Annotated in this window: 22 protein-coding genes, 2 tRNA genes and 2 pseudogenes; 17 read left to right on the top strand and 9 right to left on the bottom strand. The window is 54.9% G+C overall.

The genetic code is table 11. The annotated features are described in order from the left end of the window. Window positions 1-268: 268 nt before the first annotated feature. Both CHB79_RS16080 and ampC read right to left on the bottom strand, forming a co-directional pair. Window positions 269-454: a DUF2986 domain-containing protein gene (locus CHB79_RS16080; RefSeq protein WP_089360647.1), complete on the bottom strand. Its 186-nt coding sequence runs from the start codon at window positions 452-454 to the stop codon at window positions 269-271. Between the two features lie 87 nt (window positions 455-541). Continuing rightward, a complete protein-coding gene (ampC, locus tag CHB79_RS16085; RefSeq protein ID WP_089360648.1) occupies window positions 542-1,714 on the bottom strand; it encodes a class C beta-lactamase in 1,173 nt (390 codons plus the stop codon). Between the two features lie 163 nt (window positions 1,715-1,877). On the opposite strand from ampC, the gene CHB79_RS16090 reads away from it, so the two are divergent. Continuing rightward, a complete protein-coding gene (locus tag CHB79_RS16090; RefSeq protein ID WP_089360649.1) occupies window positions 1,878-2,675 on the top strand; it encodes an NAD(P)-binding domain-containing protein in 798 nt (265 codons plus the stop codon). A 76-nt stretch (window positions 2,676-2,751) separates the two neighbouring features. On the opposite strand, the gene CHB79_RS16095 is transcribed toward CHB79_RS16090, so the two are convergent. The 3 genes from CHB79_RS16095 to CHB79_RS16105 all read right to left on the bottom strand — a co-directional run bounded on the left by CHB79_RS16095 (window position 2,752) and on the right by CHB79_RS16105 (window position 5,468). Continuing rightward, window positions 2,752-3,720, bottom strand: a complete 969-nt coding sequence (locus CHB79_RS16095; RefSeq protein ID WP_089360650.1) for a TAXI family TRAP transporter solute-binding subunit — start codon at window positions 3,718-3,720, stop codon at window positions 2,752-2,754. A 122-nt stretch (window positions 3,721-3,842) separates the two neighbouring features. Beyond that, window positions 3,843-4,199: a RidA family protein gene (locus CHB79_RS16100; protein WP_089360651.1), complete on the bottom strand. Its 357-nt coding sequence runs from the start codon at window positions 4,197-4,199 to the stop codon at window positions 3,843-3,845. 30 nt (window positions 4,200-4,229) lie between these two features. Beyond that, the gene (locus CHB79_RS16105; protein ID WP_089360652.1) at window positions 4,230-5,468 is read right to left on the bottom strand and encodes a D-amino acid dehydrogenase; all 1,239 of its coding nucleotides are present in this window, start codon (window positions 5,466-5,468) and stop codon (window positions 4,230-4,232) included. 124 nt (window positions 5,469-5,592) lie between these two features. On the opposite strand from CHB79_RS16105, the gene CHB79_RS16110 reads away from it, so the two are divergent. The 3 genes from CHB79_RS16110 to CHB79_RS16120 all read left to right on the top strand — a co-directional run bounded on the left by CHB79_RS16110 (window position 5,593) and on the right by CHB79_RS16120 (window position 8,039). Further along, complete coding sequence (locus tag CHB79_RS16110; protein ID WP_089360653.1) at window positions 5,593-6,504, top strand: LysR family transcriptional regulator; 912 nt, start codon at window positions 5,593-5,595, stop codon at window positions 6,502-6,504. A 180-nt stretch (window positions 6,505-6,684) separates the two neighbouring features. Continuing rightward, window positions 6,685-7,086, top strand: coding sequence for a PA2779 family protein (locus tag CHB79_RS16115; protein WP_089360654.1), 402 nt, complete (start codon window positions 6,685-6,687; stop codon window positions 7,084-7,086). A 32-nt stretch (window positions 7,087-7,118) separates the two neighbouring features. Then, entirely contained in the window at window positions 7,119-8,039 is a 921-nt protein-coding gene (locus tag CHB79_RS16120; protein ID WP_245851541.1) for a PA2778 family cysteine peptidase, read from the top strand. Window positions 8,040-8,095: 56 nt separating this feature from the next. Here CHB79_RS16120 and CHB79_RS16125 read toward each other — a convergent pair whose 3' ends face one another. Further along, complete coding sequence (locus CHB79_RS16125; protein WP_089360655.1) at window positions 8,096-9,379, bottom strand: NAD(P)/FAD-dependent oxidoreductase; 1,284 nt, start codon at window positions 9,377-9,379, stop codon at window positions 8,096-8,098. Between the two features lie 185 nt (window positions 9,380-9,564). Here CHB79_RS16125 and CHB79_RS16130 point away from each other — a divergent pair. Then, a tRNA-Val gene (locus CHB79_RS16130) sits at window positions 9,565-9,641 on the top strand. A gap of 328 nt (window positions 9,642-9,969) precedes the next feature. Here CHB79_RS16130 and CHB79_RS16135 read toward each other — a convergent pair. Further along, window positions 9,970-10,842 carry an SPFH domain-containing protein gene (locus CHB79_RS16135; RefSeq protein WP_089360656.1) on the bottom strand — a complete coding sequence of 291 codons (873 nt, stop codon included), beginning with the start codon at window positions 10,840-10,842 and terminating at the stop codon, window positions 9,970-9,972. Window positions 10,843-11,482: 640 nt separating this feature from the next. On the opposite strand from CHB79_RS16135, the gene thrS reads away from it, so the two are divergent. The 9 genes from thrS to CHB79_RS16180 all read left to right on the top strand — a co-directional run bounded on the left by thrS (window position 11,483) and on the right by CHB79_RS16180 (window position 18,976). Further along, window positions 11,483-13,405 carry a threonine--tRNA ligase gene (gene thrS, locus CHB79_RS16140; RefSeq protein ID WP_089360657.1) on the top strand — a complete coding sequence of 641 codons (1,923 nt, stop codon included), beginning with the start codon at window positions 11,483-11,485 and terminating at the stop codon, window positions 13,403-13,405. Further along, entirely contained in the window at window positions 13,405-13,956 is a 552-nt protein-coding gene (infC, locus tag CHB79_RS16145; protein WP_176443213.1) for a translation initiation factor IF-3, read from the top strand. The genes thrS and infC overlap by 1 nt, the downstream gene beginning before the upstream one ends. A 60-nt stretch (window positions 13,957-14,016) precedes the next feature. After that, window positions 14,017-14,211: a 50S ribosomal protein L35 gene (gene rpmI / locus CHB79_RS16150; RefSeq protein ID WP_010489097.1), complete on the top strand. Its 195-nt coding sequence runs from the start codon at window positions 14,017-14,019 to the stop codon at window positions 14,209-14,211. A 26-nt stretch (window positions 14,212-14,237) separates the two neighbouring features. After that, window positions 14,238-14,594: a 50S ribosomal protein L20 gene (gene rplT, locus CHB79_RS16155; RefSeq protein WP_010489095.1), complete on the top strand. Its 357-nt coding sequence runs from the start codon at window positions 14,238-14,240 to the stop codon at window positions 14,592-14,594. 131 nt (window positions 14,595-14,725) lie between these two features. Beyond that, on the top strand, window positions 14,726-15,742 hold the full coding sequence (gene pheS, locus CHB79_RS16160; RefSeq protein WP_089360658.1) for a phenylalanine--tRNA ligase subunit alpha: 1,017 nt from the start codon (window positions 14,726-14,728) through the stop codon (window positions 15,740-15,742). Window positions 15,743-15,786: 44 nt separating this feature from the next. Beyond that, window positions 15,787-18,165: a phenylalanine--tRNA ligase subunit beta gene (gene pheT, locus CHB79_RS16165; RefSeq protein ID WP_089360659.1), complete on the top strand. Its 2,379-nt coding sequence runs from the start codon at window positions 15,787-15,789 to the stop codon at window positions 18,163-18,165. A 3-nt stretch (window positions 18,166-18,168) separates the two neighbouring features. Beyond that, window positions 18,169-18,471 (top strand): integration host factor subunit alpha, encoded by a 303-nt coding sequence (ihfA, locus tag CHB79_RS16170; RefSeq protein ID WP_003243414.1) that lies wholly within the window; start codon window positions 18,169-18,171, stop codon window positions 18,469-18,471. Then, a complete protein-coding gene (locus CHB79_RS16175) occupies window positions 18,452-18,808 on the top strand; it encodes a MerR family transcriptional regulator (protein WP_087517316.1) in 357 nt (118 codons plus the stop codon). The genes ihfA and CHB79_RS16175 overlap by 20 nt, the downstream gene beginning before the upstream one ends. A 91-nt stretch (window positions 18,809-18,899) precedes the next feature. Further along, window positions 18,900-18,976, top strand: a tRNA-Pro gene (locus tag CHB79_RS16180). A gap of 68 nt (window positions 18,977-19,044) precedes the next feature. Here the strand turns inward: CHB79_RS16180 and CHB79_RS22075 are convergent. Then, window positions 19,045-19,146: pseudogene (locus CHB79_RS22075) on the bottom strand (integrase); the annotation flags it as partial. A 3-nt stretch (window positions 19,147-19,149) separates the two neighbouring features. After that, window positions 19,150-19,456: pseudogene (locus CHB79_RS16185) on the bottom strand (transposase); the annotation flags it as partial. A 216-nt stretch (window positions 19,457-19,672) separates the two neighbouring features. On the opposite strand from CHB79_RS16185, the gene CHB79_RS16190 reads away from it, so the two are divergent. The 3 genes from CHB79_RS16190 (at window position 19,673) to CHB79_RS16200 (ending at window position 23,849) form a co-directional block, all read left to right on the top strand. Continuing rightward, the gene (locus tag CHB79_RS16190) at window positions 19,673-21,094 is read left to right on the top strand and encodes an alginate export family protein (RefSeq protein ID WP_089360660.1); all 1,422 of its coding nucleotides are present in this window, start codon (window positions 19,673-19,675) and stop codon (window positions 21,092-21,094) included. Window positions 21,095-21,440: 346 nt separating this feature from the next. Then, window positions 21,441-22,793: a spinster family MFS transporter gene (locus CHB79_RS16195; RefSeq protein ID WP_089360661.1), complete on the top strand. Its 1,353-nt coding sequence runs from the start codon at window positions 21,441-21,443 to the stop codon at window positions 22,791-22,793. A gap of 84 nt (window positions 22,794-22,877) precedes the next feature. After that, complete coding sequence (locus tag CHB79_RS16200; RefSeq protein ID WP_089360662.1) at window positions 22,878-23,849, top strand: AraC family transcriptional regulator; 972 nt, start codon at window positions 22,878-22,880, stop codon at window positions 23,847-23,849. Window positions 23,850-23,864: the final 15 nt, after the last annotated feature.

The following is a 23,864-nucleotide window of genomic DNA, read 5'->3' on the forward strand; positions in this document are numbered from 1 at the left end:
CCGATTGCGAACGATCATATCCATGGATTGTGCAAGCCTAATCTGATGCAAATGACTGGTCAGGTCGATGCAAATGGTGGAACAAGCATGTGTTTTCCCTTGCTTAAATTTTGCTGCAGCAAAACAGATTCAGTATCTAACTAGCTGAAATTCCGAGGTACTTAAGTTTCGTTAATCAGATCCGTCGTTGGGGTCACGCTGAAGCAGCGTGACAGGGCAGGTCGTAGTCGCCATGAGCAGTCGGCCAGTCGTATAGCAAGTGTGGTTTTCACTGCTCACTGGTTGGGGCAGTCCGGCTCTCCGGGGCGGTGATTGAGTCTTGTGTTGCTTCAGCTGCAAGTTTGAGTCGGTCCGCTTTGCTGACGTAGGTAGACTTTTTTCGTGGTGCTTTTTTAGCGCTGGCCTTCTTGGCGTGAGCTTCTAGTAGCTGCTTGATTTTTTTCCGACGATTCATGGTTTTCTACTTGATGTGTAAGTTCTTGGTTGGTCGCTGGGTAATCAGTATCTGCTTCTGGCCGTGCCGCGCAATCAATGTGATCGTCTAATTGCCTGCACCCACGATGCTGAGCAGCTTATAAGCCGTTTTAACCCGGCTTGGGATGGGATAGTTCTTGTTCGCCAGCAGAACAATGCCGATTTGCTTGGCTGGTATATAGGCAACGTAGGCACCGAAGCCCTTGGTCGAGCCGGTTTTGTTTATCCAGCTACTGGGTTGTGGTGGCTGCGGCGTTTCAAACCAATTGGCCTTATGTGGCTCAAGTGCCATCTGGGTTGAGTTCCCCTCCAGCAGTGTTTTCAGCGTAACTGGATAGGCGTAAAGCTCCCAGCCCAGGCCTTGGGTCAGTGGTCCAGCTTGGTAGTAGCCGGTTTGGGTTAGGTTGATGGCATGTTGCAGCGCAGGCTCAAGTCCCTGGGCTTGCAGGTTCATGCGGACAAAATGCAGCATGTCCTCTGCCGTGGTTTTCACACCATAGGCTTGCGATGCCATAGCCCCCGGGCCGACTCTGGCTGGACTGTCATCCTTTGTATAGCCTTGGGCGTAGTGGCTCATTTGCACCTGTGGAACCTGGATGTAGCTGCTCTTCAGGCCCAGTTTGGGAAACAGGGTTTTTTCCATCAGGTCGTCAAAAGGTTGTCCGAGACTCTCGGCTGCCGCGTAGCCAAACAGGCCCAGGCTTGGGTTTGAATACAGCCGTTGCTCGGCGGCTGCGAAGCTGGGTTGCCACTGTTGGTAATAGCCCATCATCTTGTCTGCGGCATCTGCTTTAGCTGGAAACTGCAATGGCAAGCCGCCAGCGGTATAGGTCCCCAGGTTAAGCACGCTGATGTGGTCAAAGGCGCTGCCGTGTAATTGTGGCACGTAATCACTGGCGTTGGCTGGCAGGGCCAATCGACCTTTGGCGACCGCGTAGCCAGCGAGTGTGGCGGTGAAGGTCTTGCTGATCGAACCGATTTCAAAGAGGGTGTTCGGTGTCACCGGCTGTTTATCAGCTTTGGATGCAATACCGTAGCTGAAGTAATGCGCCTGGCCATCGACCAGCAGTGCCACGGCCATTCCGGGAATGCCCTGGTTTTGCATCAGTGGTTCAATGACTGCATCCACGGAGGCTTTCAACGCGCTCTCAGAGGTGTTCGCGGCAAGGCAATCAGCGGCACCAAAGATCCATAAGGTGCTGGTGAACAGCGCAACTGCAAAGTGGTGTTTATCAAGCATGTTTTCGCAAGTCTCCATTGATTCACCAAGGCGTTCAACCTAGCCACATAGGCTCTTGCCAGCAGGGCGGGCAGGCAAATCATCGCCCATCCGGCCCCTTAACCCAAGCCTTCAGGTAGATTGTGTGGCACTGGAACCTGAACAAACCCGCGATGGAGGTTGCATGCACACTATTGGGATCTTGGGGGTAGGCGAACTCACGGAGAAGGTTGTTCGCGGCTTGCGGCGCAGCGGTTACCCTGGCGCGATAAGGCTGTCTCCGCGTAATCAGGCCCGTGCCCAGGCTTTATCGGACGCCTTCGACTGCCAGATCATGGCAGGCAATCAGGCGGTCATTGATAGTTCATACCTTCTTATCCTCGGTGTTCGTCCTGACGCCGTTGCTCAGTTGGCCGAAGAGGTGACAATTACGCCTGGTAAAACCCTGGTCTCGCTGGTGGCCGGCATGAAGCTCGATGCGTTAGCGCGTTATTTTCCCGGTGCGCAGGTGGTTCGGGCGATGCTTTCCTACGCGGCCCAGATCAACAGCACCACGGTTGTGATCTACCCGCGCAATGACCTTGTCCAGCAGTATCTGGCGCCATTGGGTACAGCTGTTTTGCTGGACGAGGAAGAGGCTTTTGAACTGGCGACCGTTGCTGCGTGCATGAATGGCTGGTTTTATTTCTGGCTGCAGGATCTTCAGCAATGGTTCGTCGCGCAAGGGATGCCAGAGGCTCAAGCCAGGCAATTGGTGCTGAGCAATATGCAGGACTGCCTTGCCAGCGCTCATCACAATCCCGATGCAGACCTGGCAGCCATGGGTAATGCTATTGCGTCCCCAGGTACGTTCACCGCCAGGGGTGTTGAGCTGCTGCGAAGGCATCAGATGAGCAGGCCTTGGTCCGCTGCGTGCGACGCTACGCTGCAATGGCTTACGGCAGATACGGCAAGCAACGAAGACGAGGCGGGTAGTGACTGAATTCTTGCTTGATAGCGGCTGTATCTGGTTATGACGAGGCCCTGAATCGCAGGGCCTCGCTAAAGCCAATCCGGATCTACATCCAGCCTTGTTCTTTGTAGTAGCGCACCGCGCCTTCATGCAGGGGCGCAGTGAGGCCGACCTTGATCATGTCTTGTGCCTTGAGGTCTTTGAAGGCTGGGTGCAAGCGCTTGAAGCGTTCAAGGTTGTCGAACACGGACTTGACCAACTGGTAGACCAACTCAGGATCGGTACTCGACATGGTAGCCAGTACCGCTTTGCCGCCAATCGAGGGTACCGGGGCATCGACGCCTGGGTAAATGCCGCCCGGAATGCTTTCCTTGCTGAAGTAGGGGGCCTTGCTCAACAGCTTGTCGATTGCCGGGCCTGTGACCGGGATAAGCTGCGCATCGACATTGACCAGGGCTTCCTGGATCGCCCCGCTTGGATGGCCAACCACATAGGTGATGGCGTCCAGGTTATTGTCGCCGAGAGCCGCCGCCATTTCCGCAGGCTTGAGTTCAGCCGCCAGGGAGAAACTGGCATTTGTCCAGCCCTCGGCAGCCATGACTTCATCAACCGTATCCCGGCTGCCCGAGCCAGGCACACCAATATTGACGCGTTTGCCCTTGAGGTCTTCGATTGTGTCTATACCGCTGTCTTTGCGGGCAACGATGGTCAGGATTTCGCTTTGCAGCGAGAAGAGGGTGCGCAGCTTGGTTTGTGGGCCGAGCTTATCGAAAGGTGCGAGGCCTTTTTGGGCCTTGTACTGGTGGTCTGACTGAATAAAGCCAAAGTCATATTCGCCGCCATTGAGCGCGACAATATTGCTCACGCTGCCTGCCGTTGAGGTGGCGTTGCATTTGATTGGCGGTTGCACCTGTGCACGATTGAGAAACCGGCAAATTGATTGGCCGCCAGTGTAATAGACACCTGTTTGACCACCGGTGCCAATGGTTACATAGCGTTCTGCTGCCAGTGTTGGAGTGGCCAGGCAGAGACCGGCCAGTGCGCTGATAAGAAACCGGGTTTTGTTATTTTTCATCGGTATGTCCCCTGATTGTAATTGTTTGAACAGACTATCTTTTATGCTCGCTCACCACTATTTGAATGCACCCGGGCTCAGCAACGAGCATCGATTTTGTGAGCCCGGGCTTGAAAAGGGCCTTAGCTATTGCGTGCTGCAATGACCATGATCTCAACCAGCACATCGCCTGATGCCAGGCGCGCTTCAACGGTTGCACGGGCTGGGGCGCAACCTTGTGGCAGCCATTTGATCCATTCCTGGTTCATGGCTGCAAAGTCGTGCTCAATGTCTTTGAGCCATATTTGGGCGCTTAACAATTGGCTCCGATCAGAGCCTGCTTCAGTCAGCAAAGTGTCGATCTTGGCCAGGACCTCAACGGTTTGACCTGCCACATCGAGCGAGCGGTTGGTGGGAACCTGGCCTGACAAAAACACCAGTTCGCCGAAGTTTACGGCGCCTGACAGGCGATCATTGGTTTGCATGCGTTGGATATTCATAAAACTCCCTATTGAATGATGGTGAATGCCTTATGTATGCGTGAGGCCGTCCAGGGCGATCGGGGCGGGTGAGCCGGCAATCAGCTGTGCCAGTACATCGGCACTGCCGCAGGCAAGGGTAAAGCCCAGGCTGCCATGGCCCAGGTTCAGCCAGAGATTATTGATGCCACTCGCGCCCAGCCAGGGTGTGCCTTGTGGGGTGGCCGGGCGCAGTCCCGCCCAAGGCGTCGCCGCAGCGAAGTCTCCAGCCTCGGGAAAGCTACGGGCGGCAAGATCGCGTAACTGTTTGATTCGAAGAGCATCTAGCTGGCTATCCCAGCCGCCAACATCAACCATGGCCGCAACTCGAAGTTGGTCGTCCAGGCGGGCGTAAACGACTTTGTTGTCGTAGTCGGTAACGTTGGTTTCAGGCACCGCTTTCGGGTTATCGAGTTGCAGGCTGAGGCTGTAGCCCTTGAGCGGGTAGAGCGGCACATCGATACCCAGGGGCTTGAGCAGCGCGATGCTGTGGACGCCTGCCGCGACCACAAGATGATCCACCAGATGTTCATCACCGCAATTCAATTGCAGCGCCTTGACCTTGCCATTGCTGACGCGCAAGCCTTTGACATCGTAGTTGGCGTGCAGCTTGAATGCGCTGTTGGCTTGAAGTCGCTGGAGCAATTGCCGACAGAATAGATAGCAGTCGCCGACTTCATCTCCGGGTGCGTAAACGCCGCCGAGCAGTTCATTGGCGATCCCGGCGAGGGCGGGCTCGGTATCCAGGCACTGCTCTGCGCTCAGTAGTTGGCGGTTGTCATCGCCAGGCGTCTTGCTCGCCTTGGCCCAGCTCGTCGGGGTGCGATAAACCACCAGCTTGCCGTTTGAGCGCCAGGCGAAGTTATCGAGCGCGTCTTGCTCGCGCCAGGCGCTCAGTATTTTTTGGCTATGCAGGGCCAGGCGCAACAAGTGAGCCGTGTTGCGTTGGTTGACCGAGCGTCGGCATGCAGCCAGAAACTGCAGGCACCAGCGCCATTGCTGCAGATTGAATTGCGGCTTGAAGCGCAGGGGCGCGTCGCTGCGCAGCATCCAGCCCAGTGCTTCGAGCGGCACTCCCGCATCGGCCAGTGGCGACACATAACGATAGCTAAGCTGGCCGCCGTTGGCGAAGCTGGTCTCCAGCCCGACCTCGTCGCGTCGCTCAATCAGGTCGACCTCATGACCTTCGCGTATTAGGGCATAGGCTGTCGTTAAGCCAATGACGCCTCCTCCGATCACCGCAACTCGCATGCATACACCTCATACCAAATTGGTTTTCAGGGTATGTAAATGCATGAGTTGGAAACCAATGAAAGATTGCAGCTAGGCCATAACCAAAAGCTATGCTATTGCTCTGCACCCGGAGGAACAAAGCATGCACCTGCGTCATATCGAAGTGTTTCAGGCAATCTTGCAAACCGGCAGCGTCACTGCCGCGGCGGATCTGTTGAATATTTCCCAGCCGGCAGCAAGCAAAGCATTGAAGCATGCCGAGCAACAGCTGGGCTTCAGGTTATTCAACCGCGTGCGTGGCAAACTGGAGCCGACTGTTGAGGCGAGAATCTTGCGCAACAAGACCGAAAGCCTGTCCGCGGATTTGCAAAGCCTGCGACGCCTGGCTGGCAGTCTCAGGCGAGGTGCGGAAGATAACCTGCGGTTAGTCTCCACCCCGGCCCTGGCGCAACAGCTTTTACCTTTGGCGTTGAGCCAATGGCGAGATAGGCATGCAGGTGTCAATTGTGAGTTGGCGACCCAGCATTCGGCCGAGATGATCCAGCGCTTGTTATTGCGCGAGGCGGATATTGGCTTGACCTTGCAGCTCGTTGAGCACCCAGGCTTGCAGTGCCAGTTACTTGCCCAGGGCTGCATGCAGTTAATAGCCCCCGCAGGTTGCTGGAGTCAATCGCAGTGCATGGAGCCGGTTTACCTGCAGGACCTTGCTGGCGCGGTGTTGATTGGCTTGGATACGCGCGATGCCCTGGGCAGCTTGATAGGCGAGCACCTTCGTGGGCTGCAACCTGCGCCGCTGATCGATACCTGGGTTCAGACCTATCAACTCGCTGGCGCCTTGGTCACGGCGGGGCAGGGCATGGCCTTGGTGGATCCGCTGACGGCAAGGGTTGCAGTCATGGGCGGCGCTCAGATGCGTGTGCTGGAGCCGAACCTGATGGTTGGCTTGTATCTCTTGCGTCGCGCGGGTGAAGAGTACCCCAAGGCTCAGCAGGCGTTGATCGAGCAGATCAGCCAGGTCGCGGACCGGCTGATGAATGAGCCAAAAACTGGCTAGACTCTTTGTTGTGTGAGTCAGTTTTTGGCGACTACATTGACGGCTGGAACGAGCCAGATGCCCGCTGGGAGGAGATTTTTCAGGCCTAGGCTTAATTTAAATTATCGTCGCCGCCCGGCGTCGATGAACCCTTGCTTGTTGATTTAGTCATAACGTGAAATAAATCGAGAGGTAAGTGTCATGAGTAAAGGTTCAGTATTTCGTCGACTAGCAGCAAGCCTGGCAGTATTTCATCTGCTGATGGTGGCCCAGGTGCCGCTGGCAAATGCATCGATGATCGGCACTTCTGAAGTCTTGGCTGAACATCAGCAACAAGTAGATCGCCAGCAGTTACTGAGCATGCTCGATGAGCAAGGTGTGCAGGACAAACTGCACAGCCTCGGAGTTGACCGGACCACGGTCGAGAAGCGTATCAACAGCCTGACCAATGCCGAGCTTGCCCAGTTCAACCAGCAACTGGATCAGGCGCCTGCAGGTAGTGGTGTTATCGGTATTATCGTGTTGTTCTTTGTGATCTTCATCGTTACCGATATGCTCTGCGCTACCGACATCTTCAGTTTTGTGAAATGTATAAATCGATAATCAGGCTATTGGTCCCGACCGTACTCACTATCATGCTTTCAGCTTGTGCGCAGTCTCCGGTGTTATCACCGCAGACTGCGCAGTTGCCTGAGCGGGTTGAACTCAGTGACGTCCCTTTTTTCCCTCAAACCGAGTATCAGTGCGGTCCGGCGGCACTGTCGACCATGTTGACCCAGCGGGGCGTGGCAACCAGCCCAGGTTTGCTCAAGGATCAGGTCTACATTCCTGGTCGTGAAGGCAGCTTGCAGATAGAAATGGTGGCAGCTGCGCGGGCGCATGACATGCTGGTGTATCCGCTGCAGCCAAAACTGGAGTCAATACTGCACCAGGTTGCCGCCGGTAACCCGGTGCTGGTATTGCAGAATCAGGCGTTCGACTGGTATCCGCAGTGGCACTTTGCGGTGGTTGTCGGTTTTGATTTGCGTGCCAAAACCCTGATTTTACGCTCCGGCACGACGCGTCGCTGGACGACCGGCTTCGCCGGTTTTGATGAAAGCTGGGCGCGGGCCAAACGCTGGGCCGTGGTGACGATGCCACCCAACAAGTTGCCTGCCAATCCGGAGATGCAAACATGGTTGAAGGCGGCGAGTGACCTTGAGGAGACCGACCACAAACAGGCGGCCTTGAGCGCTTATCGCACCGCGACGCGACAATGGCCAAATGAGGCGCTGACCTGGTTTGCCATGGCCAACAGTCGTCATGCCGGCGGGGATGCTGCGGGTGCCGAGGCGGACCTGCGCAAAAGCGTTCAGCATAAACCGGACTTTGCTGCCGGTTGGTTCAACTTGTCCCAGGTCTTGGCTGAGCGCGGTTGTGGCCAGCAGGCTGCGCAGGCTCAGGCGTGCGCAAAACAACTGGCACCTAAAGACGAGCGGTTTGGTTCGCCATTGAAGGTGGCCACTCAGGCGGCCGGGCAGTGCTCGGTTTTGCAGGCCTGCTCAACCATGCAGTAGTGTTTTGACTGCTATAAAAAACGGCGCCAATTGGCGCCGTTTTTAATGGGTAGTGCCTAGAAGCCGAGTCTGTCACGCAGGCTGTAATACCAGGCGCCCATTGCCGTGAAAGGTACGCGCAGCAAGCGTCCACCCGGGAATGGGTAATGTGGCAGGCCAGCAAAGGCATCGAAGCGTTCGGCTTGGCCGCGCAGTGCTTCGCCAAGCACCTTGCCCGCGAGGTGGGTGTAGGTTACGCCGTGCCCGCTGCAGCCTTGTGAGTAGTAGATGTTATCGCCAATACGACCGACTTGCGGCAAGCGCGAAAGCGTCAGGAGGAAGTTGCCGGTCCAGGCATAATCAATCTTCACATCCTTGAGCTGCGGGAAGGTCTTGATCATGTTGGGACGAATGATGGCCTCGATATTGGCCGGGTCACGAGCGCCGTAAACCACGCCACCACCGAAAACCAGGCGCTTGTCGCCAGTCAGGCGGTAGTAGTCGAGCAGGTAGTTGCAGTCTTCTACGCAATAATCTTGTGGCAGGATGCTTTTGGCCATTTCATCGGACAGCGGCTCGGTAGCAATCACCTGGGTGCCGCACGGCATTGATTTTGCGCTCAGCTCAGGCATCAGGTCGCCCAGGTATGCGTTGCCGGCGACAACCACGAACTTTGCCTTGATTCGACCTTTTGGCGTGTGCACAACCGGGTTCGCGCCGCGCTCAATGCGTGTTGCGGGTGACTGTTCGTAGATAACTCCGCCCAATGACTCGACAGCCGCAGCCTCGCCCAGCGCCAGGTTAAGAGGGTGGATGTGGCCGCCACTCATGTCGAGCATGCCACCGACGTAGTTATCCGTGGCCACTACTTCACGGATGCGCTTGGCATCCATCAGCTCGAGTTGAGTGTGGCCGTAGCGTTCCCAGAGTTTCTTTTGCGACTCCAGGTGGGTCATGTGCTTGCTGGTATTGGCCGCGAAAACACCGCCGTCCTTGAGGTCGCACTGAATGTTGTACTTGGCGACTCGCTCACGAATGATGCTACCGCCCTCGAACGCCATCTGGCCCAACAGCTGTGCCTGCTTGGGGCCAACGCTACGTTCAATCACGTCGATATCGCGGCTATAGCTGTTAACAATCTGGCCGCCGTTACGTCCGGATGCGCCGAAACCGACTTTCGCCGCCTCGACAATACTCACCTTGAAGCCATTTTCGAGTAGCGAGATTGCAGTTGATAACCCCGTGTAGCCAGCGCCAACAATGCACACATCAGTCTCGACGTCACCATTGAGTTCAGGGCGGGCAGGGACGGGGTTCGCGGAAGCCGCGTAATAGGATTGTGGGTATTCCGTGTGCGCCATTTTGCAACCTCTGTTGTTTATTTTTTACGAATATCCTGATGCTACCCGAGTTGAAAATGCCCGGCTAGTGGTCTTTAAGAAATCTTCAGCAGCCTCTTGATGCCTAAAAAATGCATTTATTCAGTCGGTTAGCGAAAAAAACTATTGACAGTTTTGCGCTCGGACGTAGAATGCGCACCCATTGCAGGCACATAGCTCAGTTGGTTAGAGCACCACCTTGACATGGTGGGGGTCGTTGGTTCGAATCCAATTGTGCCTACCAAACAAACCGCTCTTGGGCGGTACTTAGAAGGCGATCCTTAGGGGTCGCCTTTTTTGTTTCTGGAATATTTGGGCAAGCGATTTGCCTGCCCAGGCCGCCCGGCAGATGCATTCTGGGGGCTACTGATTTGCTGGTCTGCCTGTCCTGATATGCGTCCCGTCACCTCTGGAGTGTCGCAGGTGGGGTGTTGGCTAGGGGCGGGGATTTGTTCGAGTCGTGCGGATGCGGCGCAGCCAGGGCGTGCACATGTCTCGATTGGCAGGGCGGGTGAGGCGGCGGCCAGACCCCCTGGATGCGTCGAGGCATCGGCGATCTGGCCTTGGAAGTATTACTTGGCGTCTATAAACGGCAGGGTTCCGTTGGGTAGAACCGTGGTCGGAAGTACGCCGTTCCAGCGTTCTGCCTTGGTCAGCTCCACGAGATTTTGATTGCTTGCCAGTGCCTGGGCGCGCGCCTTGATCGCATCGGCTTCAGCTTCACCGCGCAAGCGAGTGGCTTCCGCATCGGCTTTGGCCTGGGCAACCTTGGAGTCGGCTTCAGCTTGAGCTTGGGTCACGCGGATCTGCGCCTGGACCTGCTCGGTGGCCAGCATCTGCTCGCGGGTCTTGACCTCCACTTCGGCTTTCATGCGCTGGGCAATCGAGCGTTCGTAGTCATCGCTGAAGTCGATGTTCTCGACTTGCACGCTGTCGATGATCACCGGGCCCTTGATCGAGTCGGTAATCGCCTTGGAAACATCAGCACCAAAGCGCCCGCGCTGTTGCACTGCGGTTACTGCGTTGTACTGGCCGAATACATTCTCGATTTGAGTGCCCACTTGGCGAGAGATCAGTCGGGTCAATAGCCCGTCGAGATCCTTGTATTGGGTGTAGACCTTCGCCACCTCGCTGGCGGGGACGTGCCAGGAGATCGATACAGTCAGTTCTGCGGTTTGCTGGTCCTTGCTGTAGGCCTGGACCTTGTTGTAGCTCGTGGCTTGGCTTTGGATGGAGATGAAGCTTACGGACTCGATAAATGGCATCTTGAACGAGAGGCCGGGTTCAACTATCCCCACCAGTGCACCGTTGCGTAGTAAAACGCCGCGTTCGGTTTCATCGACGGTGTACCAGCTTCCAAAAAGCACGCCGAGTACCAGGATGCCTACAACAAAGGCGACTACGTAGCCAATGATGGATTTAGGCTTTAGTTCAATGGGGTTCATCTAAATTCCCTTTATGAGTGGTTTTGGCAGGGCAGGCAGGTTCTGGTCTGCCAGGTCGATCAATACAAGTGTGTCGATCAGTCTCGTTGCGCGATCGCCCGGCTGTGCGTCCGTTGCCTATGCCTGCGGCGGCGCAGGGTACTTAAGTTTACTTTTGTAGTCGATGCACCTTTGATTTGAGTTGTGAGGCAGCTCACTGCAACTTGGAAGTCGTAGTCAGGTTGTGCAGACCTGTGCATCCAAAGCTGTGTCGCACCCGAGGTGGTTTGAGGTGGTTGATTGCCGTCCAGATAATCTGAAAACTGCCATAAGCCCTTGGTTTTAATGTTATAGTGCGCTCTTGGCTGCAAAGGCATATCTTTTTTCTTTGCGTTTCAGTCGCTTGGGTGTGCCCCGTGTGCGTTTTTAATCGCGCTGGTCGAGCATGCTTAAATGTAATTACTAAAAATGGTCGCTTAGGCGGCCGTTTTTTGTGTTGTATGCATCAAGTTTTCGCTACGTAAACCTCCAGTGACTGCGGTTCGGTCAGGTCGGCTCAATGCCGCTGCCATAGTAAGGCAGGAATTCCGCCGAATCGCTTACTGGCTCATCCCAACCCATGTGGCCTTTGGTAGAGGTCACCACTAGGAGAGGAGGCGCCATGCCCATCATTACTCTTCCCGACGGCAGTCAACGTCCATTCGATCACCCGGTATCCGTACTTGAGGTGGCTCAATCCATCGGTGCAGGCCTGGCTAAAGCCACTGTTGCCGGCAAGGTCGACGGCAAGCTGGTTGACGCCTGTGATCTGATCGATCACGACGCAACGCTGCAGATCATTACGCCCAAAGATCAGGAAGGCGTTGAGATAATCCGCCACTCGTGCGCGCATTTGGTCGGCCATGCGGTCAAGCAGCTGTTCCCTGAAGCCAAGATGGTGATCGGTCCGGTCATTGATGATGGCTTTTACTACGATATTGCTTCGCCACGCCCCTTTACTCTGGAAGACGTAGCGGCGATCGAAAAGCGCATGCAGCAGTTGATCGAGAAAGATTACGACGTGATCAAAAAGGTTACGCCGCGCGCCGAGGTTATCGAGCTGTTCAAGTCCCGTGGTGAAGACTATAAGCTGCGCCTGGTCGAGGATATGCCTGGCGAGCAATCGATGGGCCTGTACTTCCACGAAGAATATGTCGACATGTGCCGTGGCCCGCATGTGCCGAATACACGTTTTCTCAAAGCCTTCAAACTGACCAAGTTGTCGGGCGCTTACTGGCGCGGTGATGCCAAGAACGAGCAATTGCAGCGCGTTTATGGCACTGCCTGGGCAGATAAAAAGCAGTTGGCTGCTTATATCCAGCGTATTGAAGAGGCCGAAAAGCGCGACCATCGCCGTATTGGCAAGCAGCTGGACCTGTTCCACCTGCAGGAAGAAGCGCCGGGCATGGTGTTTTGGCATGCCAATGGCTGGACCCTGTATCAGGTGATCGAGCAATACATGCGCCAGGTCCAGCGTGAACATGGCTACCAGGAGATCAAGACGCCACAAGTGGTTGACCGTATCCTGTGGGAGAAGTCCGGGCACTGGACCAACTACGCGGAAAACATGTTTACTACCGAGTCGGAAAGCCGTGATTACGCGATCAAGCCGATGAACTGTCCGTGCCATGTGCAGGTATTCAATCAGGGCTTGAAGTCGTACCGTGATCTGCCGCTGCGCCTGGCTGAGTTTGGTGCTTGCCACCGTAATGAACCCTCAGGCGCGCTGCATGGCATCATGCGTGTGCGCGGTTTTACCCAGGACGATGCGCACATTTTCTGTACTGAAGAGCAGGTCAAGCAGGAAGCGGCTGACTTCATCAAGCTGACACTGCAGGTTTATGCCGACTTTGGTTTCACTGATATCGCCATGAAGCTGTCGACGCGTCCGGCCAAGCGTGTGGGTGCCGAAGAGTTGTGGGACCGTGCCGAAGGTGCGCTGGCCGACGCCCTGAATGAGTCGGGTCTTGAGTGGGAATATCAGCCAGGCGAGGGCGCTTTCTACGGACCGAAGATCGAGTTCACCCTGAAAGACTGCCTGGGTCGTAACTGGCAATGTGGTACTTTGCAGTACGATCCAAACTTGCCAGAGCGTCTGGATGCCAGCTATATCGCCGAAGACAACAGTCGTCATCGTCCGGTCATGCTGCACCGCGCAATCCTGGGTTCGTTTGAGCGGTTTGTCGGAATGTTGATCGAGCAATATGCGGGTGCGTTTCCTGCCTGGCTTGCTCCGGTTCAGGCCGTGGTGATGAATATCACCGATAAACAGGCTGATTTTGCCCTTGAAGTGGAAAAAACACTCAATCAAAGCGGCTTTCGTGCCAAGTCTGACTTGAGAAATGAAAAAATAGGCTTTAAAATCCGCGAGCATACTTTGCTCAAGGTTCCTTATCTCTTGGTTATTGGAGATAGGGAAGTTGAAACGCAAACTGTCGCCGTGCGTACCCGTGAAGGCACTGATCTGGGCTCAATGTCCCTATCCCAATTTGCTGATTTCGTTACGCAGGCGGTTTCCCGGCGTGGTCGCCAAGATTTGGAGTAATCATTATTAAGCGTGAAATGAGACAAGATAAACGAACTGCACCCAAGGCGCCGATCAATGAGAATATCTCGGCACGCGAGGTTCGGTTAATTGGCGCTGAAGGCGAGCAGATTGGCATCGTCTCTATTGATGAAGCGCTACGCATAGCTGAAGAAGCTAAGCTGGATCTGGTTGAGATTTCTGCTGACGCTTTGCCCCCTGTATGTCGCATCATGGACTACGGCAAGCACCTGTTTGAAAAGAAGAAGCAGGTAGCAGCGGCGAAGAAGAACCAGAAACAAGTACAGATCAAAGAAATCAAGTTTCGCCCAGGGACGGAGGAAGGGGATTACCAGGTAAAACTACGCAACCTGGTACGTTTCCTTAGTGAGGGGGACAGGGCCAAGGTTTCATTACGATTCCGTGGTCGTGAGATGGCGCATCAGGAGTTGGGCATGGAGTTGTTGAAGCGAGTTGAAGGTGACTTGCTTGAATACGGCACCGTTGAACAGCACCCGAAGATGGAAGGACGCCAGCTTATTATGGTCATCGCCCCCAAAAAGAAGAAGTAATCAACAGGGCACGGCAGGCCTTGCGATTATATTTATTAACTGAATGCGGAGTATCCGAACATGCCAAAAATGAAAACCAAGAGCGGTGCAGCGAAGCGCTTTCTGAAGACAGCTTCAGGCTTCAAGCACAAGCACGCTTTCAAGAGCCACATCCTGACCAAAATGTCCACTAAGCGTAAGCGTCAACTGCGCGGCAGCACCATGGTGCATCCGTCTGACGTGGCAAAAGTGGCGCGCATGCTGCGCGTTCGTTAATTCGGTTAGGTAAGAGGAAATAACTCATGGCTCGTGTTAAGCGCGGCGTAATTGCTCGTAAGCGTCACAAAAAAATTCTGAAACTGGCTAAAGGCTACTACGGCGCACGCTCTCGCGTATTCCGTGTTGCCAAGCAGGCTGTGATCAAGGCAGGCCAATACGCCTACCGTGACCGCCGTCAGCGGAAGCGTCAGTTCCGTGCCCTTTGGATCGCTCGTATCAATGCTGGCGCACGTGTAAACGGTCTGTCTTACAGCCGTTTCATTGCTGGCCTGAAAAAAGCGTCCATTGAGATCGACCGTAAGGTATTGGCTGATCTGGCAGTGAACGAAAAAGCGGCGTTTGCTGCGATTGTCGAGAAAGCGAAAGCCGAACTGGCTTAAGTCCCCGACAATCACCGGGCTCGCCCGGTGCAAGAGCGGGGTCAAGGGCAGTCGTCCTTGAGTGCGTTCGAAACGTCACCGATAGGGGAAGAGCTTGAGCTCTTCCCCTATTTCGTATCTGGAGTCTGTAAATGGAAAATCTGGATGTGCTGGTCTCGCAAGCGCTAGAGGCCGTGCGCAACACCGATGATGTGAACGCCCTGGAACAACTGCGTGTTCACTATTTGGGCAAAAAGGGCGAGTTGACTCAGGTGATGAAGACCCTGGGCAGCCTGTCTGTAGAAGAGCGCCCGCAAGCCGGTGCTCTGATCAATGCGGCCAAAGAGCGTGTTCAGGAAGCCCTGAGCAGCCGTAAGGATCTTCTGGAAAACGCCGCGCTGAGCGCCAAGCTTGCAGCGGAGCGTATCGATGTAACCCTGCCAGGCCGTGGCCAGACCTCTGGCGGCTTGCATCCGGTTACACGTACCTTGGAGCGTGTTGAGCAGTTCTTTACTCGGATAGGCTACGGCATTGCCGAAGGCCCCGAGGTCGAGAACGACTATCACAACTTCGAGGCGCTCAATATTCCCGGCCATCACCCGGCGCGGGCCATGCATGACACTTTCTACTTCAACGCGAATATGTTGTTGCGCACCCATACCTCGCCGGTACAGGTCCGCACCATGGAGTCGCAGCAGCCACCTATCCGTATCGTTTGCCCGGGGCGTGTGTACCGCTGTGACTCGGATATCACCCATTCACCGATGTTCCATCAGGTTGAAGGGTTGCTGGTCGACGAGGGCATTAGCTTTGCCGACCTAAAGGGCACCATTGAAGAGTTCCTCCGTGTGTTCTTCGAGAAACCGCTGGGCGTACGTTTCCGCCCATCGTTCTTCCCCTTCACCGAGCCATCGGCTGAAGTCGACATGCAGTGTGTGATGTGCAGCGGCAAAGGTTGCCGGGTGTGCAAGCAGACGGGTTGGCTGGAAGTGATGGGCTGCGGCATGGTTCATCCGAACGTTCTGCGCATGAGCGGCATCGATCCGGAAAAATATTCCGGCTTTGCGTTTGGCATGGGTGTTGAGCGTCTGGCCATGCTGCGTTACGGCGTTAATGACTTGCGCCTGTTCTTCGATAACGACCTGCGATTCCTAGCGCAATTTCGCTAGTTGTAACGCTGTAAGTAGTTAATCGAATTGATGAGGAAGGCAGGATGAAATTCAGTGAACAATGGCTGCGCAGCTGGGTTAACCCTCAGGTCAGCCGCGAAGATTTAGTCGCTCGCCTGTCGATGGCGGGCTTGGAAGTCGACAGCATCAGTGCCGCGGCGGGCGAGTTCAGCGGTATCGTTGTCGGTGAAGTATTGAGCGCCGAGCAACATCCGGATGCCGACAAGCTGCGTGTGTGCCAGGTCAGCAATGGCGCTGAGACATTCCAGATCGTCTGCGGCGCGCCGAATGTGCGCCCAGGCCTGAAGATCCCCTTCGCCATGATAGGGGCGGTATTGCCTGGCGACTTCAAGATCAAGAAAGCCAAGCTGCGCGGCGTCGAGTCGAACGGCATGCTGTGCTCGGCTGCCGAACTGCAGATCAGCGAGGAAAATGACGGCCTGCTTGAGTTGCCAGCCGATGCGCCGGTTGGCCAGGATGTTCGCGAATACCTCAATCTCAACGACGCCAGCATTGAAGTTGATCTCACGCCTAATCGCGGGGACTGTTTGTCCCTTGCTGGTTTGGCGCGGGAAGTGGGTGCGCTCTATGCCGCGCCTGTTACAACTCCTGAAGTCGTTGCAGTCAGCGCCGTCCATGATCAGGTGCGTCCAGTTGAAGTACTTGCCGCGCAAGCTTGCCCGCGTTATCTGGGTCGTGTGGTGCGTAATGTCGATCTGTCCAGGCCCACACCGCTGTGGATGGTGGAGCGCCTGCGTCGTTCGGATATCCGCAGCATCGATGCCGTGGTTGATGTCACCAACTATGTGATGATCGAACTCGGCCAGCCGATGCATGCGTTCGACCTTGAGCAGATCCAGGGTGGTATCCGTGTGCGTATGGCTGAAGAGGGCGAAAAGCTTGTCCTTCTCGACGGCCAGGAAGTAACCCTGCGCAGCGATACCCTCGTTATTGCCGACCACCAGCGCGCCCTGGCTATCGCCGGTGTGATGGGGGGCGAGCACAGTGGTGTCGCCGACACCACCCGTGACCTGTTTCTTGAGGCGGCTTTCTTCGACACCATCGCGATTGCCGGCAAGGCGCGTTCCTATGGCCTGCATACCGATTCCTCGCATCGCTTCGAGCGTGGCGTTGACTCGCAACTGGCTCGCAAGGCCATGGAGCGTGCGACCGCTCTGTTGCTCGAGATCGTCGGTGGCGAGCCTGGTCCAATCATTGAAGTGGCCAGCGAAGCTGACCTGCCCAAGATCGCTCCTGTCACGCTGCGCGCCGAACGTATTGAGCAAATGCTCGGCTTGAGGATGGATGACGCCGAAGTGGCACGCTTGCTGACGGGGCTTGGCCTCGATGTCAGCGCTGCCGGTGCAGGGCAATGGCAGGTTGCCGTGCCAAGCCATCGTTTCGATATCAGCCTTGAGGTTGACTTGATCGAAGAGCTGGCGCGCCTGTATGGCTATAACCGTTTGCCGGTGCGTTACCCGCAAGCGCGCCTGGCCCCACAAGCCAAGGCCGAGGCTGCTGTCGAGCTGCCTGCATTACGTCGCTTGCTGGTTGCCCGTGGTTATCAGGAAGCGATTACCTACAGCTTCATTGATCCGAAAATGTTCGAGCTGTTCACGCCAGGTGTCGAACCATTGATGCTGGCCAACCCGATTTCGGCTGATATGGCGGCGATGCGTTCATCCTTGTGGCCTGGCCTGATCAAGGCGCTTGAACACAACCTCAATCGCCAGCAGCCGCGCGTGCGCTTGTTCGAAAGTGGGCTACGCTTTGTTGGCCAGCTCGAAGGGCTCAAGCAGGAAGCCATGTTGGCAGGTGTTATCACCGGTCGTCGTTTGCCTGAAGGCTGGGCGCATGCCCGCGATGACGTCGATTTCTATGACATCAAGGCCGATGTGGAGGCGTTGCTGGCGAGCGCCGGCGCAGCTGATGCATTCAGTTTTGTCTCAGGTGAGCATCCAGCGCTGCATCCGGGGCAAACCGCACGTATCGAGCGTGATGGCAATCTGGTCGGTTATGTGGGTGCCATCCACCCTGAGCTGGCTAAAAAGCTTGATCTCGACCAAAGCGTGTTCATGTTTGAGCTGGTCTTGAGTCAGGTTGTGCAAGGGCGTATGCCGGCATTTGCCGAGTTGTCGCGTTTCCCTGAGGTGCGTCGTGACTTTGCCCTGGTTGTTGATCGTGAGGTTCCAGCGGCTTCATTGCTGGCATTAATCCGTGAAACAGCGGGGGAATGGCTAACAGACCTCAAGCTATTTGACGTGTATCACGGTAAAGGCATTGATCCTCATAGAAAAAGTCTTGCAGTTGGCTTGACCTGGCAGCATCCATCGCGCACTCTTAATGACGATGAGGTGAGTACCACTACGCAGAATATCCTCACCTCCCTGGAACAAAGGTTCAACGCCACGTTAAGGAAGTAGCGTATGGGGGCTCTGACGAAAGCTGAAATGGCCGAACGTCTGTATGAGGAGCTAGGCCTGAATAAACGGGAAGCCAAGGAGTTGGTTGAACTGTTTTTCGAAGAGATCCGGCAAGCGTTGGAGCTCAACGAGCAGGTCAAGCTTTCAGGGTTCGGTAACTTTGACCTGCGCGATAAGCGTCAGCGTCCCGGTCGTAACCCAAAAACGGGGGAGGAAATCCCTATCACGGCTCGCCGTGTAGTGACTTTCCGTCCCGGCCAAAAACTTAAAGCCAGGGTTGAGGCTTATGCTGGAACCAAGTCATAACGACGAATTACCTGTCATACCAGGCAAAAGGTATTTCACGATCGGCGAGGTTAGCGAACTCTGTGCTGTCAAACCGCATGTGTTGCGGTATTGGGAGCAGGAGTTTCCCCAACTTAACCCGGTAAAAAGACGCGGCAATCGCCGGTATTATCAGCGTCAAGACGTGCTGATGATCCGTCAGATTCGTGCGCTTCTTTACGACCAGGGCTTTACCATAGGCGGTGCGCGACAGCGCTTGTCAGGCGATGAAGCCAAAGACGACACCACTCAGTATAAGCAGCTTATCAAGCAGACCATTACCGAGTTGGAAGACGTCTTGCATGTGCTTCGTCATTAGAGAATCGAAAGCAAAAGGTTCCATAATTCAGGACCTTATTGTATGATTCTCGACGTTTTCGAGGTCAAGGTAAAAACTGACCTCACCTAGTCGGGGCGTAGCGCAGCCTGGTAGCGCACTTGCATGGGGTGCAAGGGGTCGAGTGTTCGAATCACTCCGTCCCGACCATATATATCAATGACTTAGCCCAATGTTCGCGCATTGGGCTTTTTCATTTCTGGGGATTTTGTGGGGATTCACCCGATTTTCCTTCTCAGTATTGTCAGCGCTGGCCCCCGCGAGTCTGTTGCTGAAACCTTGTTTGCCGCATCAATCAACTCCCCAAGCTCTGCGCCATTGATGCTTAGCTGATTGATCAGTGCGTACGCTCTAGGTCTTCCGACATCAAGAGTGCCGTAGCCTTTTAGTATCGACATCTCGCGTTCCAGACGGGCGATTCGAGCTTCCAGTTCCTGGGTTTTTTGCTGCTCTGGAGTCTGGTGTAACGTCTGTTCACTCTTGCTCAAGCGGATCGGCCCCACGACGCAGAGCTGTCTCACCAATACCCAGTGAGCGACTGGCCTCGATGAAGCTGTAGTTTTGCTTGAGCACGAGATCAGCAGCCTCGTGTTTGAATTCAGGGGTAGGGGTACGGTGTTGTTTGGATATTAGACACCTTTCTATTACAAGCAGTCTTGCCTGAATGGGGCGGTTTCGTTAGACCACTACAAAGAAGTTCTGGGCAATTCAGTGCGGAGTTAGTAGATCTCTACGTATCAGGCTGCGCAATTGGGTAGACAGCTGCGTAATCGGGGAAGTTGTTGAGGGGGTAAATCGATAAGTTCGGGGCGCAACCCAAAACAAGACCTTGCACTAGGAAGGCTTATGCGTCCCAACCTTGCGATTTCCCTGAGTGTGTTGTTCGCCGTTCAACCTCTGGCAGTGGCGTTCGCCCAGACCTCCTCACTACCCAGTCTGAGTGAACAGCTTGAGCTGTCCCGCCCTACACGTCCTGGGCCGCCTCGCTGGATTGAGGATTACCGTTTTCTCGACGATGAGAGCAAGCGCAGCGATTGGTATGACAGCCTTCGCTACAACCGAATTTCTGAATCTGCATGGTTACAGACTGGTGGTGATTTACGTTATCGCTATGACGTTAACAAGCAGCCGTTTTTTGGTCTGAGGAACCTCGAAGACGACAGCTACCTACAGCAGCGCGCCATGCTGCATGGCGACGTGCACCTGTTCAATGATGCTATACGGACCTTTGTGCAACTAGCAAATACGCGCAGCTGGGGTAAGGATCTCTACGCGCCGACTGATCAGAGTCGTACGGAAATCCAGCAGGCTTTCGTTGATGGCAACCTGCAAACCGAACAGGGCCGGCTAACCGCGAGGATAGGTCGGCAGGAGGTTTACTACGGTAATACGGTGTTTGTCACGGTGCGTGAAACCCCAAATATCCGTCGTTCGTTCGACGGACTGAAACTCTCGTGGGCGGGCCGCGATGGGCGGAAACTTGATGCCTTTGCATTACGTCCGGTTCGCCTGGATGCCGATGCCTCGTTCAACGACGGCACAGACAATAATCAAAAATTCTATGGTCTCTATGGAACAACACCGGTCACCTCGGCGCTGAATATCGACCTGTATGCTTTTGGGCTTGAAACCGAGTCACGCAAAATTGCCGACCTGATCGGTGCAGAGGACCGCTACACCCTCGGTACGCGCCTGTTTGGTTCAGCTGGTGGCTTTGATTGGACCTGGGACATTGCCGGCCAGTTCGGTGAAATGGAGGGTAGCGATATTCGTGCCTGGGGTGTTTCCAGCAACACAGGTTACCGTTTCAGTGATGTTTGGAATTCGCGGCTTGGGTTCAAGCTCGACATTGCCAGCGGTGATAAGAGCAGTGGTGATGGCAAACTGGAAACCTTTGATCCGCTGTATCCCACCAACGGTTGGTATGGCGAAATCGGTCTGACAACCTTGTCCAATCTTGTCCTCCTAGGGCCTGTATTTGCGTTCTCTCCGACCCAGGATATCCGTCTGGAGCCCGGCGTTTTTGCTATATGGCGGCAATCAACTGATGACGCAGTTTACACTCCTGGCATGATTCCGGTGCCGGGCACCCAAAATAGCGATGAGCGCTACAGCGGTACTATCTATCGAGTGAACCTGCGCTGGAATTTGACCCAGAACCTGACTGTTGATGGAGATTACAACTACTACGACGTTGGTTCGGGTATCCGCGATGTGGGTGGTGTGGACTCGCAGTTCCTATCAGTTCGAACCACTTTTCGCTTCTGAGTTGGATAAGGAAAACACTTATTCAGACTGGTGATTACCCCCTTGCGATTGTAATTCATATGGATACCGGCGCTGCGCCCACCGGCTTACCTTGCATTGTCGAGTTGCGTTTCGTCATTACGGGCGGGCCAATTTAGCCTCCCTGCGTTTCACCTATAACAACAAGAGGCCTGAACATGTTCGACCCCATCATTCTTCATATTTCTCATGTAATCCGCCTGCCTAGAGCAAGCGTCTGCCACGTAACTTCCCTGTGGGTGCCTTGTGCACCTTCGCCCTGCGCACAGTGCGCGTGACAGGTTGCCTTAGCGGGCATCCAAGCGGATTCCAAGAGGAACAAAAGCTAATGAATTCCATGGTCGAAACCCCGGTCCAGAAGAAAAAGACCTACCTATACGAGTGGTATGTAGTGGCTCTTTGCATGGTCGCCTATATCTTTTCGTTTGTGGATCGGCAGATCCTTGCGTTGATGGTCGAGCCAATCAAAGCCGATTTGCAAATCAGTGATACCCAGTTCAGCCTGCTACACGGTTTGGCTTTTTCATTGTTCTACGCCTTCATGGGAATGCCCATTGCGTTTCTGGCTGACCGCTTCTCGCGGCCCAAGATAATTGCCTGGGGAGTAGTGTTCTGGAGCTTGGCCACAGCCGCTTGCGGAATGAGCAAGAGCTTTGTGCATATGTTCTTGGCTCGCATTGGTGTCGGCGTTGGTGAGGCAGCCCTGTCTCCATCGGCCTACTCAATGTTCAGTGACATGTTCCCCAAGGAAAAGCTTGGTCGTGCCGTGGGCATTTATTCAATGGGGTCGTTCGTTGGTGGTGGTCTGGCCTTTCTGGTCGGTGGCTACGTGATCGCCTTGCTCAAAGACATGAACACCATCGAGGTAGCCTTTCTAGGTGCGATGAAGGCCTGGCAACTGGCGTTTTTCATCGTCGGCTTGCCCGGAATCGTTGTTGGTCTATTGATCTGGCTGACAGTGCGCGATCCGGCTCGAAAAGGCCTGCAGGTTGACGCTCAGGGGCGAGCCAAGAAGGTCGCGTTGAGTGATGGCTTGCGTTTTCTTGGGCGTCATCGTGCAACCTTTACTTGCCATTACCTGGGGTTTTCATTTTATGCGATGTCTCTTTTCTGCATGATGAGCTGGAGCCCGGCGCTTTACATCCGCAAGTACGGCCTGACGCCGGTAGAGGCTGGGTATATGCTCGGTACTGTACTGTTGCTAGCCAATACTGCCGGCGTATTGTTTGGTGGATGGCTGACTGACTATCTCGCCAAGAAAGGCTACCAGGATGCTGCAATGCGCACAGGTGTCATCGGTGGCCTTGGAATGGTGCTGCCGGCCGTACTATTTTCTCAAGTCGATCAACTTTGGCTTTCGGTGAGCTTGTTGTTGCCGGCCATGTTCTTTGCCTCGTTTCCAATGCCGGCGTCGACCGCAGCAATGCAGATCCTTGCGCCGAACCAGGTGCGCGCCCAGGTTTCAGCAGTCTTCCTGCTTATCAGCAATTTGCTCGGGCTGGGTTTGGGCACCACGCTGGTCGCGCTGCTCACAGATCGCTACTTCGGCTCTCCGGCGGCGGTTGGTTCATCTATGTCGCTGGTGATCGCTGCAGCTTCCGCATTGACAGTGATATTACTATGGCGCGGATGCCGTCATTTCCGTGAGAGTTATACGCGTGAGTACCCAGAACAGGTCTGACAGGTAACGAGACAAGATCGGCTTATCGGCTCCGCGCCATGGAAATGGTGCGGGGCCGCTACGCTCCAGATTAGGAACGCACTCATGCTCAATGATGTTCATCTGCTCGAACGGCACAGCTTGCTTAGCTCGACTGATTACCGTGAGATCAAAGACAAAGTTAGCCATTACTTATGTCCGCACAGTTTCGAAGTACTGCGCGATGAGTCGGTATATACCCAGCTAAATGGTGTGTTCTTCGGTGATTCGGCGTTGCTCGATTTACGCTATGGCGCACCGGTGGATATCAATATTGGTGATATTGCCGACCAATATCTTTTTCGAATCACCTTGCAGGGCAATTGTGAGGTGACCCATGGAAAGCGCAGCGCGGCCATGCAATCCGGCTGTTTGAGCGTTTCCTCGCCCTTTGCAAAAAGTCGAATAACTACCGATGGTGAATGCCGCAATCTAATTCTGCGCGTCGCCCGAGACGCCCTTGAAACGCAACTACAGCGCTTGCTAGGACGCAGTCTTCGGCAGGAGGTAATCTTCGATATCAGCGTTGACCACAAGGCTGCAGGTGCCATTAGCCTATATCACACGCTGGACTACATTTGCCGGCTTTATGGGAGCGGCGTTGAAGGGCTGCATATTGATCGCGGCCTGTCCGACTATTTGATGCAAATGCTGCTCACCCAATTACCGCACAATTATTCGGCAGACCTGCGTGTCGACTCACGCGCACCGCTTCCGCATCATGTGAAGAGGGCCCGCGATTACATAGAAGAACACCTCAATGAGCCCATCAGCCTTGCAACTCTTGGTGAACTCTGTGGTGTATCTATCCGTACGCTGCAGAACGGCTTTAATCAGTTTCTTCATCAGCCACCAGTCGAGTACATTCGTGATCGGCGTTTAGCGGTTATTCATGAGGCGTTGACACAGGGAAGGGCCGGTGAAACCGTCACAGACATTTTGCTGCGCCACGGCATTAACAGCTTTGGACATTTCTCTAGTGCCTATCGACAGCGCTATGGTTGTTTGCCCTCGGAAACCTTACGGCGTCAATCCTGATTGATAGAGCTGCGT

Source organism: Pseudomonas segetis, from assembly GCF_900188155.1.
GTDB classification, from domain to species: Bacteria; Pseudomonadota; Gammaproteobacteria; order Pseudomonadales; family Pseudomonadaceae; genus Aquipseudomonas; species Aquipseudomonas segetis.